Origin of the sequence: Dermabacter sp. p3-SID358, from assembly GCF_025147465.1 — a bacterium.
GTDB lineage: Bacteria > Actinomycetota > Actinomycetes > Actinomycetales > Dermabacteraceae > Dermabacter.
Genome location: NZ_JALXOZ010000020.1, coordinates 1 through 13,757 on the forward strand (window position 1 = coordinate 1; position 13,757 = coordinate 13,757).

At 62.1% G+C, this 13,757-nt stretch carries 12 protein-coding genes; 6 read left to right on the forward strand and 6 right to left on the reverse strand.

Features of this window, described 5'->3' with window-relative positions:
* The 3 genes from M3B90_RS08620 to M3B90_RS08630 form a co-directional block, all read left to right on the forward strand.
* A partial coding sequence (locus M3B90_RS08620; protein ID WP_259889869.1) for a metal ABC transporter ATP-binding protein occupies window positions 1–399 on the forward strand: 399 nt, incomplete at its 5' end.
* Complete coding sequence (locus M3B90_RS08625) at window positions 396–1,328, forward strand: metal ABC transporter permease (RefSeq protein ID WP_259889870.1); 933 nt, start codon at window positions 396–398, stop codon at window positions 1,326–1,328. The genes M3B90_RS08620 and M3B90_RS08625, both read left to right, overlap by 4 nt.
* Window positions 1,325–2,182 carry a metal ABC transporter permease gene (locus tag M3B90_RS08630; RefSeq protein ID WP_259889871.1) on the forward strand — a complete coding sequence of 286 codons (858 nt, stop codon included), beginning with the start codon at window positions 1,325–1,327 and terminating at the stop codon, window positions 2,180–2,182. The genes M3B90_RS08625 and M3B90_RS08630 overlap by 4 nt, the downstream gene beginning before the upstream one ends.
* Here the strand turns inward: M3B90_RS08630 and M3B90_RS08635 are convergent.
* Genes M3B90_RS08635 through M3B90_RS08655 form a run of 5 tightly spaced genes read right to left on the reverse strand, consistent with a single transcriptional unit; the run spans window position 2,166 to window position 9,337 of the window.
* Complete coding sequence (locus tag M3B90_RS08635; RefSeq protein WP_259889874.1) at window positions 2,166–2,843, reverse strand: metal-dependent transcriptional regulator; 678 nt, start codon at window positions 2,841–2,843, stop codon at window positions 2,166–2,168. The genes M3B90_RS08630 and M3B90_RS08635 overlap by 17 nt on opposite strands.
* Window positions 2,844–2,902: 59 nt before the next feature.
* Window positions 2,903–4,426, reverse strand: coding sequence for a beta-N-acetylhexosaminidase (locus M3B90_RS08640; RefSeq protein ID WP_259889876.1), 1,524 nt, complete (start codon window positions 4,424–4,426; stop codon window positions 2,903–2,905).
* Window positions 4,423–5,085, reverse strand: coding sequence for an HAD family phosphatase (locus tag M3B90_RS08645; protein WP_259889877.1), 663 nt, complete (start codon window positions 5,083–5,085; stop codon window positions 4,423–4,425). The genes M3B90_RS08640 and M3B90_RS08645 overlap by 4 nt, the downstream gene beginning before the upstream one ends.
* 8 nt (window positions 5,086–5,093) lie before the next feature.
* Window positions 5,094–6,149, reverse strand: coding sequence for an alkaline phosphatase family protein (locus M3B90_RS08650; RefSeq protein ID WP_259889879.1), 1,056 nt, complete (start codon window positions 6,147–6,149; stop codon window positions 5,094–5,096).
* Window positions 6,146–9,337, reverse strand: a complete 3,192-nt coding sequence (locus M3B90_RS08655) for an alpha-mannosidase (protein WP_259889880.1) — start codon at window positions 9,335–9,337, stop codon at window positions 6,146–6,148. The genes M3B90_RS08650 and M3B90_RS08655 overlap by 4 nt, the downstream gene beginning before the upstream one ends.
* Before the next feature lie 393 nt (window positions 9,338–9,730).
* Between M3B90_RS08655 and M3B90_RS08660 the strand changes: the two genes are divergently transcribed.
* From M3B90_RS08660 to M3B90_RS08670, 3 genes are read left to right on the forward strand one after another with little or no spacing between them, the layout of a single operon-like run.
* Window positions 9,731–11,017 (forward strand): ABC transporter substrate-binding protein, encoded by a 1,287-nt coding sequence (locus M3B90_RS08660; protein WP_259889882.1) that lies wholly within the window; start codon window positions 9,731–9,733, stop codon window positions 11,015–11,017.
* 5 nt (window positions 11,018–11,022) lie between these two features.
* Window positions 11,023–11,943: a carbohydrate ABC transporter permease gene (locus M3B90_RS08665; protein ID WP_259889883.1), complete on the forward strand. Its 921-nt coding sequence runs from the start codon at window positions 11,023–11,025 to the stop codon at window positions 11,941–11,943.
* Between the two features lie 12 nt (window positions 11,944–11,955).
* On the forward strand, window positions 11,956–12,834 hold the full coding sequence (locus M3B90_RS08670) for a carbohydrate ABC transporter permease (RefSeq protein WP_259889885.1): 879 nt from the start codon (window positions 11,956–11,958) through the stop codon (window positions 12,832–12,834).
* 243 nt (window positions 12,835–13,077) lie between these two features.
* Here M3B90_RS08670 and M3B90_RS08675 read toward each other — a convergent pair whose 3' ends face one another.
* Window positions 13,078–13,587 carry an NUDIX hydrolase gene (locus M3B90_RS08675; protein ID WP_259889886.1) on the reverse strand — a complete coding sequence of 170 codons (510 nt, stop codon included), beginning with the start codon at window positions 13,585–13,587 and terminating at the stop codon, window positions 13,078–13,080.
* Window positions 13,588–13,757: the final 170 nt, after the last annotated feature.

Consider the following 13,757-nt stretch of genomic DNA (forward strand, 5'->3'; position numbering starts at 1 on the left):
GGGCCGCTTCGCCAGGTCGGCCTCGAGGATCTGAGCACACGCCACATTAATGAGCTCTCGGGTGGTCAGCGCCAACGCGTCTTTCTCGCCCGTGCCCTCGTACAAGAGCCCGACCTCCTCATCCTCGACGAAGCATTCCAAGGGGTCGATGCGCGAAGCGAGCGTGCAATCTTTGATGTTCTTGCCGATTTCCGGTCGAAAGGGCGCACCGTTGTGCTCGTTCATCACAATCTCGCGACCGTTCGAGAGTTTTGCGACGACGTCGCAATCCTCAACACCGAGGTCATCGCGTCGGGCCCCGTGGAACGCACCCTCACAGACGTGGCTATTCGGCGCGCGTATGACCTCGATGGGTGCCTCTCGAGCGCCCTCACCCCTCGCGAAGAAGGCCACTCGTGAGCATCGTCGATTTTCTTTCGGTCTACACCTACCGCACTGTCCTTGTGGGGACGAGCCTCATCGGGGCCATCGCTGGGGCGCTCGGCTGCTTCGCCTATGTGCGCCACCAGTCGCTTGCGAGCGACGTCATCTCGCATTCAGCCCTCCCCGGGGTTCTCCTCGCCTTCCTTTTTTCAACGCTCGGTCCGGGCGCCTTCATACATTCGCCACTTCTTCTCGTCATAGGCGCGGCGGTCACCGGAACGGCAGCGCATCTCGTCGCAAACATCGTCGCGTCCCGCACACCGCTCACGATCGATGCCTCGATGGCCACGACGCTCTCGCTCTTCTTCGGAACCGGTATGCTGCTCCTTCAGTTCATCAGTAAAAGTTCCCTCCCCGGTAAGGGTGGGATCGGTGCGTTTCTTTTCGGTAACGCCTCAACGCTCACGAAAGCCGACATCACCTCGAGCGCGGTAGTCGGCGGGTGCGCAATCCTCGTGATGCTCGCCCTATGGAAAGAGTTTTCGCTGCGCGCATTCGATCCGGAGTTTTGCACGGTACTCGGACTGAACGGCAAGGCGATCGATGCGGTCATGTTCGCCATGCTCGCGATCGCCACGGTCGCGGGGGTAAAAGCTGTCGGGCTCGTGCTCATGGTGGCTTTCGTTGTGACTCCTCCGGCGGTCGCACGCCAGTGGACCCGGGAACTCCACTCCATGACACTGTGCTCCGCTCTCGTGGGGGCGGGCGCGAGCAGCCTTGGTGCCTATGTATCTGTGGCATTCGGGGAATTGCCCAGCGGTCCCGTGACCGTTCTCGTGCTCGTCGGGGCTCTCGTCGTGTCACTCCTATGCGCTCCTCGGCGCGGGCTCCTCGCGCGTATGGCCACACGGTCGGCAACGCGCCGTGCTTTCCGTTCAACACGCGACCGGGGGAGGATGCAGTGAGCTTCCTGCTTGGCACGTGCGCGCTCGCGGTCACGACGGCACTCGCTACTGCACTTCCCGGAGTATTTGTCGTGCTTCGCAAGAGTTCAATGATGGTCGATGGTATGAGCCATGCGGTCCTTCCGGGAGTCGTGATCGGCTATGCGCTGACGCACTCTCTTACCTCCCCGCTGCTCATCGTCGGCGCCGCAGGCGCGGGGCTCCTCGTCGTGCTCGGAAGCGAGGCACTCTCACGCACGCGCTTGCTCGCGGGAGATGCGTCGCAGGGCCTTGTGTTTCCGGCTCTTTTTAGCGCCGGCGTTCTTCTCATCTCGGTCGATTTCGGCAATGTCCACCTCGACGAGCACGCGGTTCTAGTGGGCGATGTCAATCTCGCCGCGTGGACCCCTCTCACGATCAACGGCGTTGATGTTGGGCCGCAATACCTCTACGTCATGCTCGCAATTCTCGCCCTTAACATCGGCGTGATCGCCGCGTTATTCCCGCGTCTGACCATCACGACCTACGATCCGAGCTTCGCCCAATCGATCGGTGTGCGCACGGGAGTCATCAATGTGGCCTTCATGTTCCTCACGTCGCTTACCGTGACGGCCGCTTTCCACGCAGCTGGAGCCGTCCTCGTGCTTGCCCTCGTCGTGGTCCCCGCGGCGACCGCGAGGCTGTGGTGCAGAAGCCTTCGAGAAATGATCATCGGAAGCGCTCTCGTCGCAACGCTCGGCACACTTGTGGGCTTTTGGCTAGCCTACGTGCTAGGCGCGGCGACAAGCGCGGGAATGGCGGTGGTCTATGGCCTCATCTTTTTCTGTGCGCTCGCCGTACGCAGGGCTGTTCGGTCTTCTAATCGAAAACGGTGACCCACACGGCGTCGGTCGCCGTCTTGCCGAGCGACGCGATTCCACTCACCCCATCGACCTCAAGATCGAGCGTTTCGGAAAAAGGCTCCGCTTCAAGCGCTCGCACGATGGCCCCGAACGTGAGTCCTTTGCCAGCAAGGAACTGCAAAAGCGCAGGGTCGGCATCCGACACGCGCTCTACGCGCGCCGACACTCCCGCTTCAATGTATGTGAGCTGGCGTGCGGGAACCGCTTCAAGCTTTCCGTCGGGGCCGGGGATCGGATCGCCGTGAGGGTCTCTCGTGGGGTGCGCCAGCGCGGCGTCGATTCTCTCCACCATGAGATCGGAGACAGCATGCTCAAGCACTTCCGCTTCTGCATGCACTTCGTCCCACGAGTAGCCCAAATTTTCAACGAGGAACGTCTCGATGAGCCTATGCCGGCGCACCATAGCGAGGGCGAGGGTGCGCCCCTCCTCCGAGAGCGTGATCGCCCCGTAAGGCAAATGCTCCACAAGTCCTTGCGCTGCGAGCTTCTTAATTGTCTCGGATGCCGTAGCCGCTCGAACACCCACTCGTTCAGCAATTCTCGAGGTCGTGACGGGATCGCTCGACCACTCGCCGAGAACCCAGACGGCCTTGAGATAGTCCTGCACGCTCCCAGAGAGCTTCTCTACTGACACGCCACCACAGTAGCAACACAGCGCTCACATGACCGGCTCACGGTTGAGCCAATCGAGGACTACTCGGCAGTGCGGCACCAGTTGAGGCCGCGCGCCGTAAGGCGCGACAGGTGGTCTTCCATCGTCGCGAGCTCGCACGCGTTTCCGGCCGAGCCGGACCACACTTGCTGCGCAACAGAACAGCCGCGCGGCCACAGCAAGTACTCGGCCTTTGCCCAATCGTGTACGTATTCGCTCCAGAGTTGGAACTGTGCTCCAAGCACACGCCCGTCACCTTGGTCGCCGACGGCATCGAGGAGGCCGCTAAGCCCGGAAACCTTGCTCAGGGGGAGGTTTCCGCCGATCGTGAGGGGGTGATCTTCATGCGAATGCTGCCGATAGTCGAAGTAGGTGAATTCCGTGGGTGCGGCGATCGCGTCGTGACCCGCGCGCACAGCCTCTTGGATCGCTTCGGACTTGCGCCACACCATGACGGTCGTGTCCTTGGGGGCGCCACCCTCGAGCACTTCGTCCCACGCGATCACTCGGCGCCCCATGCCAAGTACGTGCGCACAGACTTCGTTCTCGAACCATGCCTGAGCTTCAGCGGGGCTCGTCGCGCCGATGCGTTCCATGGTCGCGCGTGAGGGTTCGTGTTCGTTCCATTCCTTACCCGGGCACTCATCGCCGCCCACGTGGATGGGTGAGGCGGGGAAGAGGGACGCAACGTCGGTCAGGACCGCACGGCAGAATTCGACGGATTCGTCGGTGAGGGAAAGAACGTGCTCCGAGATACCCCAGCACGTGCGCGGGTGTTCGATCGGCACACAACCAAGCTCGGGGTACGCTGCGACAACTGACTCCATGTGCCCGGGCATGTCGATCTCGGGCACGACCTGGATGCCGAGCATTTCGGCGCGCTCGATGAGGGCAGCGATTTCTTCGCGCGAGTAGTAGCCGCCGCATTCGATGCCGTCGTGCTCCGCGACATCGTCGCAATCGTTTTCATCAGGCGGCGGCTGGTGTCCCGCAAGAGTTCCGGGGCGCCTCGCCCCCTTCTCGATGAGCTTCGGGAAGCCCTCAATGGGGATGCGCCAGCCCTGGTCATCGGTGAGGTGAAGATGCAAAACGTTGAGCTTATGCATCGCCATGATCTCGAGGTGCCTCATGAGACCCTCGAGCGGAAGGAAATTGCGGGCCACGTCGATGTGGGAACCGCGCCAGTGGTATCTCGGCGCATCTTCGATCTCGACGCACGGCACTACCAGCGACGCGGGTTCCATGGGACCGGCAGAGTAAATCGCGGGCGGAAGGAGCTGAAGGAGGGTCTGCACGGCCCAGCCCGCGCCGCGTTCGTCTGCGCTTTCGATACGGATTCCCTCGGCCGTGACGAACAGACGATACGCCTCCTCACCAAGCGAAGAGTCACGCACAAACTCGATGCCACCTTGGCCTTCGCTCGTGCGCACACCAGCGGCGCGACCGAGCCGCTCCGCGAGGTATGCGGCGGCATTTCCACCACCCGCGATCGGAAGGGGCGTAGGAAGGGCATAGTCGCCGCCCGTTTCGCGCACGATCGTCGGTTCGGGAATGAGAGTTCTCATGTCAGCTTCTCCGGTGTCCACGAGGAAATAAGGTCGTGTTCAAGCGTATCGACCGCCGCTGTGCCTATTCCACGCGCGGCCTCGCCGATCGTCACCACAAACGCACCGGCAGCGACCGCGGCACGAGCACCCGTGGGCGAATCCTCGAAGATCACGCAGTCGCGAGGATCGACACCGAGCTGCCGTGCCGCCTCGAGGTAGAGGTCGGGCGCAGGTTTGGGGTTCATTCCCTCGCCCACGCCGAGCGCCACTTGGAAGCGATCGCGCCAACCGATCGCGTGCACACACTGTTCGACGATCGCTTGCGGCGAGTTGGAGCCGATTGCGAGCGGAAGCTTTTCCTTTAGGCGCGAGGTGAGCGCATCGGCACCGGGCATCGGGGCAAGATCAGTGCGAAGTCGCTCGCGGATCGAGGCCTCGAGCTGAGCACAGATCTCGTTCATGCGATCCTCACGTTCGCCCACAAACCCGAATTCATCGAGATAGGTGTTCGCAAGGTCTTCGACGGTGCCGCCACGATCGTCGTAGCCGCGAAAAGCTCCGCCGGCCTCACGCCAAAGCGCCGCGGCCGCTTCGTGCCACGCTTTTTCGGAATCGAAAAGCGTGTCGTCCATGTCGAAAATGACGGCTGCGACCCGGCTCGGCAGTGCCTCTACCACGGCCCGGCTCACCATTCGAAGGCGAGGTTGCGTGTGGGGCCCGCGTGCTCGATGTCGCGGAGCACGCCCACATCCTCGGCGTCGTAACTGCCCTGGGTCACTCCCATCGCGTCAAGGAGCATCCACATGACCTGCTCGCTGTGGAGCACATTGCGCGAGGTCAGTACCTCAGGCAAAGGAGCCCCGAACCGATGGGTGATGAGGAAGCTACGGCGCACCTCGACCTCGTCTTCGCCATGCCCGCCCTCGGGTTTGTGTCCGTGATCGGTCGTGACGGCGACGAGCCAATCCTCCCCAAGCTGCTCGTGCCGCTCCGCGACGGCTTTCACGAGATGTCGAGTGAGCTCATCGACGTGGCGGATCGCGTTTCGATACTGCTCCGATTCCGCGCCATACGCATGACCCGCGCCGTCAACCCCCTCGAAGTACACGACGGCCGCATCGGGCCCCTCGTGCAGAAGCTTCCACGTCGCCCAATGCGCGACATCGTCATCAGCGGCATCGAGCCCGTCCTTGAGATCCGGATGGAACACCTGATGCTGACCCGTTCGCTGCTGGTCCAAGCGGTGTTGGAGCAGTGGCCCTAGCCCGTGGGGCGCGCAGAACGCCTCCCACGTGGCTGCGGCAAGGGTACGCGCGGTGGGATTGGCGAAAAATACGCGCGAGAGAATGTCGGGGCGACGCGCGAGATCGTGGCCCACGAACTCGTTCCACCATACGTTGCACTCTTCGTGTGTTGAGCCCGTGAGAATCGACGACCAACCGGGCGCGGAATCCGTGGGCGGGGTCATCCACATGGGGGTGATACGCCCGCCCGAGTGCTCATCCCCACGCGCGAGCCGCGCGAGCGTGGGCGCGAGATTCTTCGGCGCCTCCTCAAGAGGGAGAGTCCGGTCAAGCGGGGGATCGTGTGGTCCGACGGCAGGCTCACCCTCATCGTTCACGGCACGGAAGCGCGGATCCGCGTCATGATCAGGTTTGGTGAAGTGCGGATCGGCCGCCACGAATTCGGGAAGGGCCACATCGGCCCTCACACCATCGAGGCAAATGAGCAAGAGTTTCATACGCGAACCACCCTCAAGGTCACAATCTGGAATTCATGCATCGACACTTCATAAAGCGAAGGATCCTCACCGCACACGCTGAGGCTGGGAGCGACGTCAGGCGCATCCTTTTCTCGCAGGTTCGTCGCGCGAACCTCAGCGGGAGCGGTGGCGAAGCGCACGTGGGCTTTGCCCGCGCGCCCTTCGGCTTCGTGCAGGCGCACGATGAGGTCACCCGAGTCGTCATCGGCGGGCTTCACGGCGTCGATGAAGGCGAATGTGTCGCCTTCTTGGCGTTCGACGTCCACAATTGGCGAGACCTCGAAACCGCGCGTTGCTTCGCGAAGCGGCTGCGTAAGGCGCAGGCCCGCGGCGTGCGCTTCCTCGAGGCCTGCGTCGCACACGAGGCTGTAGCGAAGTGTGTGTTCACCAAGATCAACCTCGGGATCGGGCGCCGTGGCCGAGCGCAAAAGTGTGTAGCCAAAGGCCACGCCGCCGCGCCGCTCAGCGCCGGGAGCATCGAGCACTCGCACGTCGTGGCCGTACGTTTGCGAGTTGGCGAAGGCGACCGCGTAGCCGGGCTCCTCGAGGAGCGCCCAACGGTGACCGCTCACCTCGAACTGCGCCTCCTGCCACGACGTGTTCTTCGCGACCTGGCGGTCGATGTGCCCGAACTGGATCTCGGAACGATCCGTGCGAGCGTTCAGTGCGAGCGGGAAACCCACGCGGAGCACGCGGTGCTTCTCGCGCCAATCGACATGCACCTCGAAATCAACCGCGCGCGAATCCGCGTGGAGAGTAATGCGCTGGGTGAACGTGGAGTTTCCGTGCGCGCGGCGCACTTCGACGCATGCCTTTAAGGTCGTATCGCGCACCACCTTCACCTCGAGCGCCTCGCTCAGCACGGTCTCGCTGCGCTTGTACTGATGCTGGAGCTCCCACGCATCGAAGCAGCTCGGGAAGTCGGGGTGAATGCTGAGCGCATTGGCTTTCTCTCCCGACGCGAGCAGCTCACGGCCGCCCGCCTCGAGGTCGCGAAGGGACGCTACGAGGCCATTCGCATCAATCACGACCTCCACGAGGCCGTTCGCGAGCACGATATCGCTCCCGCGCTTTTCACACGTCACGGGGTTCTCCGGCTCCACCTCAACCGAGGAGAGGGGTGCAGCGGAGAATGGAGCAACCTCGATGAGCGAGCAACCGTCGGAAAACTCCCACACCTCGCGGCGAGCCACAGGCGAGGGATTGAGAACGGTGGGTTCAGAGCCCGCGAGCGCCGTCACCTGACTGCGTTCACCTTCGAGTACCTCCACCCGATTCTCGTCCCTACCTGCGAGGGAGGCGAGGAGCGAGTCAATGAGGCTTTCGATGTCGGTGCGCAGCGTCTCGTATTCTTCACGCGCCTCGCGGTTGACCCAGTGGATCGAGGATCCGGGGAGAATGTCGTGGAACTGGAGAAGGAGGGCGCGCTGCCACAGCTCCTCTACCTCGCCGAGCGGGTAGTCGACCCCTTGCTCGGTTGCGAGAGCGCCGAGCCATTCGAGAACGGCGAGCTTCGCCTCAACCTCGCGGTTGCCACGCTTGAGCTCCGCGCTCGACGTGTACACGCCGCGGTGGAACTCGAGGTACATCTCGCCGCTCCACACGGGAGCGTTCGGGTACTCTTCGCGCGCCTTGTCGAAGAAGCCGTCCGGCGAATCGAACTCGAGGCGCGGCGCCCCTTCCATATCGGCGAAACGCCGTGCGCGCTCGACCATTTCCGCGACGGGACCGCCGCCACCATCGCCGTAGCCGTAGGGAAGCAGCGAGCGCTTCGCGCGCCCCTTCTCCTTGAAGTTGCGTTCGGCCTTGTAGACCTCTTCGGGACTCACGATCGAGTCGTAGCAGTCCACGGGCGGGAAGTGCGTGAAGATGCGGGTGCCGTCGATCCCCTCCCACCAGAAGGTGTGGTGCGGAAGTGAGTTCGTTTGGCTCCAGTTAAGTTTCTGCGTGAAGAACGTGGTCATGCCACTCAAACGTGCGATCTGCGGGAGCGCGCCGGTGTACCCGAAGGAGTCGGGAAGCCACGTGCACATGGGGGCAACGCCGAGCTCGCGCTCCATCCAGTTGAGCCCCACGGTGAACTGTCGAACGAGAGCCTCGCCGCCGGGGAGGTTGGTGTCGGATTCGACCCACATTCCGCCCGCGGGGTGCCACTGGCCGTTCGCAATCGATTCTTTTACGCGCGCGAAGAGCGCCGGGGCCCCGTCCTTGAGCCACGCGTAATGCTGCGCCGACGTGCACGCGAACGTGAACTCGGGGTAGTCCTCGGCAAGGGCAAGGACGTTCGAGAAGGTGCGTGCGACCTTGCGGCGAGTCTCACGCAGGGGCCACAGCCACGCGGAATCGATATGCGCGTGCCCCACGGCGCTCATGATCTGGGCGGAGTTGCCGGCACCGCTTGCGATCACGGGAGCGAGGTGGGCCCGGGCGGCGTCGGCCCCTTCCTGGATACCCTGAGCGTCGACGATGTCCGCGGCCTCCTCGAGCCTGCGCAGCAGGGTCGCGCGCAGTGTCGAACCCTTGGGCTGCTCCTTGAGCACGCCCCAGAGCACCTCGACGTCGAGCCACAGATGCCACACGCTCTCGTTGCGCACCACAAGATCGGCACCACCGAACGCCCACACGGGTGTGTCCGGGCGCGTCGAAAGGTCCCCGAGGTCGGTGGGATTGTTCATGTAGTCGCCCATATTGGGGTTTGCGCCGGCCTCGATGAGGAGTTCAACGGCACCGCTGTCGTCGAGGAGCTGCTCCCCCGCCTTCGCGATAGTCGCGGGAAGCCCCTCGCCCGTCAGCGGGATCAGGCGGTTCATGGGGTTCACGCCCTTGAGCGGCGTTCCAGCGGTCGTGTAGGCGAGGCCCTCGGACTGGTTGCCTGCCCAATCACCTTCGAAGCCGAGGTCCACGCGCAGCTGCACGCGCTCGCCTCTCGCCTCTGCGGGAACGGTGCCCTTCATACGGAACCACCACGTGCTCCACGCCGGGCCCCAGCGGTCACCCGAGGAGATCGGGTCGTAGTTCGCTTCAGCGGCGGTCGCGAAGTCGACAGGCTCGCCGGGGGCCTTCCACGCGGTGACCTGAACGGGCGCGAGAACCCTGAAGAGCTCCTTGCCCAGCCTCTCGTGGAGACGCTCGATGCGGTCCTCCACAAGCGTTGAATCGTCAAACATTCCACCCTCCAGAACATCGCCCTAGTTTCACGGCCAGCACCATCGCTAAACCGCGCACGCAGCGAGCTTATCAGCCACAAAAACACCCCGTGTAACTAAACGCACACATAATGACCTTTTACCCCTGGGAAGAAACCACGCTTTCGATGAGGCACGACCGGGCACCTCACGCACCAACCCAGAAAAACCCCCTTGACAGGGGAAAACACGCCGTCGGCCCAGCTCGAAGAAAGTGCACTCTTCGGTCGGCGCAAACCGCATCGATAAAAGTTTACTTACGTCATCATTTTCCATTTACTCGACGTTAACCGCACGGGTATTGACTGGCACGGCAACGCGGCCGTACAGGAATCATCCACGGCGCATCCCACCGAGTCTTACTTGGAGTTTTCAATGAATATTTCCCGTCGTTCATTCCTCGGAGCCAGCGCGCTCACGCTTGGCCCACTGGCTCTCGTCGGTTGCTCGACGAGCAATTCCGGGTCAAGCGCCGGCGACGGCGACGAGTTCATCCTGTGGATGTGGCCCGAGGGCTACGGCGACGACGTCCTCAACGCCGTCAAAGACAAGTTTTCCGACATTTCTCTCCGCCAGGACGTGATCGGCGGCGACTTCAAGCAAAAGCTCACGACGACCTTCAGCGCAGGCTCCGGGCTTCCCGACATCACCGGTGTCAAGGGCGAAGACATCGCCTTCTTCCTCTCGAAGGCCGACTACTTCGAAGACCTCAACGAACTCGGTGCGAAGGACATCAAGGGCGACTACCTCGACTGGAAGTGGGAACAGGCCACCACGAAGGACGGCAAGCAGCTCGGAATCCCCACGGATATCGGCCCGACCGCGCTCTTCTACCGCTTCGATGTGTTTGAAGAGGCGGGCCTCCCCTCCGATCCCACAGAGCTCGAAAACGCGATCCGCTCGTGGGATGAGTACTTCGAACTCGGCAAAGAACTCATTGCGAAGAAGCCCGGCACCTTCCTCGTTCGCAATACGGCGAGCGTTTTCGGTACGGCATGGCGTCAGGCCGGTAAGGGCTTCATCGACGAAAACGGAGCGTTCATCGGCGACCAAGAGCACATCCGCGCCGCGTGGGATCTCGCGGTCAAGGCAAACGCTGCCGGTATCAATGGCGCGCTCGCCGCACAGACCACCGACTCTGCGGCAGCAGTGAGCGAAGGACGCCTTCCGGCCGACTTCGGAGCTTCATGGCATCTCGCCGATCTTATGTCGGATGCTCCCGAGACCTCCGGCAAATGGCACGTGTGCAAACACCCGGGTGAAGCCGTGAACAAGGGGGGCTCGTTCCTCACCATCCCGAAGGGCGCAAAAGATCCGAAGAAATCGTTCGAGGTTCTCTCCTTCATGCTCAATGCCAAGAACCAGGCACTCGAGTACAAGCACAGTGGAAACTTCCCCGCAGCACCCGAGGCTCACTCCATGCCTGAGGTTGACGGCGAGGTCGAATTCCTCGGTGGTCAAAAGGCCGCTGAGGTATTCAGCGCCGCCGCCGAAACCGTGCGCCCGCTCTACGAAGACCCGAACTCGGAAGCAGTGAACGCCCCGTTCTACGCCGAGCTCGAGCAGGTGGAATCGACAAAGAAGGACCCGGAGAAGGCGTGGAGCGACGCAGTTACGGCTGCCAAGCGCATCGCTGAGCAGTCCGGCATCAAGGTGAACTGACCACCATGATCGAGCCGAAGGCCCGACCACTCGGGACGCGCATCAAACAGGCACTGCCGCAATACCTCGCCATCTCGCCGTATTTTTTCTTCTTCTTCATGTTCGGCGCGATGCCCGTGGTGTTTACGATGGGGCTCGCGTTCACGAACTGGTCGGGCCTCGGCGATTTCGACCTGATCGGCCTGACGAACTTCAAATACCTCGTCACCGACCCACTTTTCTACAAGTCTCTCGTCAACACCTTGATCTTGTGGGTGATGGGCACGGTTCCCACCCTCGTGTTGGCAACGATCCTGGCGCTTATGCTCAACTCAACGCTCAGGTTCTCGACGACGTACAAGGTCATCTACCTCATCCCGAACATCACCTCGATGGTCGCGATGGGCATGCTCTTCAGCTCAATCTTTTCCAGCCAGTTCGGTGTCGCGAACGTTCTCATCAACCTGGTGGGGTTCGACAACATTGCCTGGCTGCAAAACGAGTGGGGCATCAAAATCGCGATCTCGTGCCTTACCACCTGGGCATTCGTGGGCTACAACGCCCTGCTGATCTTGGCTGGGCTTCAAGCGATCGATAAGTCCCTCTATGAAGCCGCGGCGCTCGACGGGGCGAACTCGTGGCAAATCTTCTTCCGCATCACGCTCCCGCAGTTGCGGCCTATCGTGCTGTTCGTGACCCTTATGTCCACGATCGGCTCCCTCCAAAGCTTCACCGAATCTCAAGTTCTTACGTCCTCCAATAATTCAGGAGCAGCAAATTCCGGCGGCGTCAATAACTCGGGCCTCACGATGGTCATGTACTTCTACTCGGTGGCATTCCAAGAAAACCGCTACGGCTACGGCGCCGCAATCGCATGGGGCGTGTTCGTCGTGGTCATGTTCTTCTCGATCATCAACTGGCTCGTCACGCGCGAGAAGAAGGACTAGGGGAGCAACGGCATGAGTTTGACCACGCAAGCAAAACCCCTCGCGAACGCGGTTCCACGCAGGCGAAAGCCCATTCGCCTGTCGACAGTGCTGAAATACGTTGCCCTCACGATCGGCGCGCTCATTTCGCTATTCCCGTTTTACTGGATGTTCATCCTCGCGACACAGCCTTCATCTGCGATCTTCAAGTTTCCGCCAGACGTTCTCCCCGGCGATCGTCTCGGCCAAAACATCGGGACGATCACCTCGAAGATCAACATCTGGGCAGCAATGGGCAACACCCTTGTCGTAGCGGTCTCCGTGACCGTTCTCGCCCTCACCATTGCGTCCCTCACCGCGTTTACGTTTGCGAAGTTTGATTTTCCGGGTAAGCGGGGTCTGTTTCTCATCGTCATGGCGACGTTCCTGTTGCCGGCGCAGCTCGCGAGCATCCCGCAGTTCCTGCTCATGAGCAAGCTCGGTTGGACCGGAGACCTGAAGGCACTCATTTTTCCCTCGCTCGCGAGTGCGTTTGGCGTGTTCTGGCTTAGGCAATACGCCACCAACTCCATCCCCACCGAACTGCTCGAAGCAGCTCGCATGGATGGCTGCGGATTCTTTCGCCAGTACCTCCACGTGTGCCTGCCAATCATTAAACCGGCGCTCGCGTTCCTTGGAATGTTCACCTTCATCGGTGCGTGGAACGACTTCATGTGGCCCCTCATCGTGCTCACGAATCCCGATAAGCTCACCCTGCAGGTTGCGCTGAGCCAGCTCAAGACCGCCCACGGAAGCGACTACGGCATGCTCATGGCCTCAGCGCTCATCGCGGTTGTGCCGCTCATCCTCGTGTTCATCATCGGCGCGAAGCAATTCATCGCCGGCATCGCAGAGGGCGCGGTCAAGGCATAGATCGGCCCCTCCCCCGCCCCCTGGGCTTCCCCTTCACTCCCCTCTCCTCTCTCCCCTTCGCCCCCGGATTGACGTAGGAAAACGTACGGAACTCACACCCCATTACCGCCATTGAGCTACTTCAATCCACATTGGGGGGGTATCGCCTGCCGCCGAGCATCACCCTGCTCGTGGCTGTTCGGCAGGTGCGCGGCAACCGTCGGAATTTCCGACGCCTGCCCACCTCACGGCGCTCCTGCGGTTCTACGGCGCTTCCGCAATCCCGCCCTTTTTGACTGAGAAGAGGTCCACATCTGCGCGGCCCCCGAGCACGTCGAGCGCGTGACGCACTCGCTCGGCGCCCCACGGCGAGAGGATGGCCGCCTCGCTCGGGTCGATGAGGGCCCAGTCCTCGAGCTCCGCTTCCTGCAGACGGATCTTTTCGCGCAGCTCGGCCTCGGGAACGACTCCGGCGTCAAAGACAAAGTGGACACCCATGGGCGCGCCATACGCCGCGCTCGAGGGCACCCAACTCACGGAAAGGAGTCGACCCACGGGCAGGTCGAGGGCGAGTTCTTCCATGAGTTCGCGTTTCGTGGCATCTCGCGGATCTTCTCCCGCATCGACTCCCCCACCGGGAAGCAGCCAATGGTCCCGATAGTTGGGCTTCTCCACGAGGATGCGACCCGTGTCATCACGAATGATCGCGGCGCCCGAGCTGAACACCTTGGGCAGCTGCTGATAGAAGAACGGGTTTGGGAGGAGGTCGCTCATGCTTCCACGGTAGCGATCGCTTCGGGATCAGTGAAGGACCGGAAGGTCCATGCTGCATTCGAATAAAGCGATATAAACTCGCGAAGCGGGACATGTTGTATACCTTCGAACAGATTCGGGTGTTTTCCGCAAAGTCGCAGGGAATGCCCAATAGAGACGCGCCGCACACC

Excerpts from the sequence above, each read along its gene's own strand:
- M3B90_RS08640 (WP_259889876.1), bottom strand. The coding sequence starts at position 4,426 with ATGAGAACTCTCATTCCCGAACCGACGATCGTGCGCGAAACGGGCGGC.
- M3B90_RS08650 (WP_259889879.1), bottom strand. The coding sequence starts at position 6,149 with ATGAAACTCTTGCTCATTTGCCTCGATGGTGTGAGGGCCGATGTGGCC.
- M3B90_RS08655 (WP_259889880.1), bottom strand. The coding sequence starts at position 9,337 with ATGTTTGACGATTCAACGCTTGTGGAGGACCGCATCGAGCGTCTCCAC.
- M3B90_RS08660 (WP_259889882.1), top strand. The coding sequence starts at position 9,731 with ATGAATATTTCCCGTCGTTCATTCCTCGGAGCCAGCGCGCTCACGCTT.
- M3B90_RS08665 (WP_259889883.1), top strand. The coding sequence starts at position 11,023 with ATGATCGAGCCGAAGGCCCGACCACTCGGGACGCGCATCAAACAGGCA.
- M3B90_RS08670 (WP_259889885.1), top strand. The coding sequence starts at position 11,956 with ATGAGTTTGACCACGCAAGCAAAACCCCTCGCGAACGCGGTTCCACGC.
- M3B90_RS08675 (WP_259889886.1), bottom strand. The coding sequence starts at position 13,587 with ATGAGCGACCTCCTCCCAAACCCGTTCTTCTATCAGCAGCTGCCCAAG.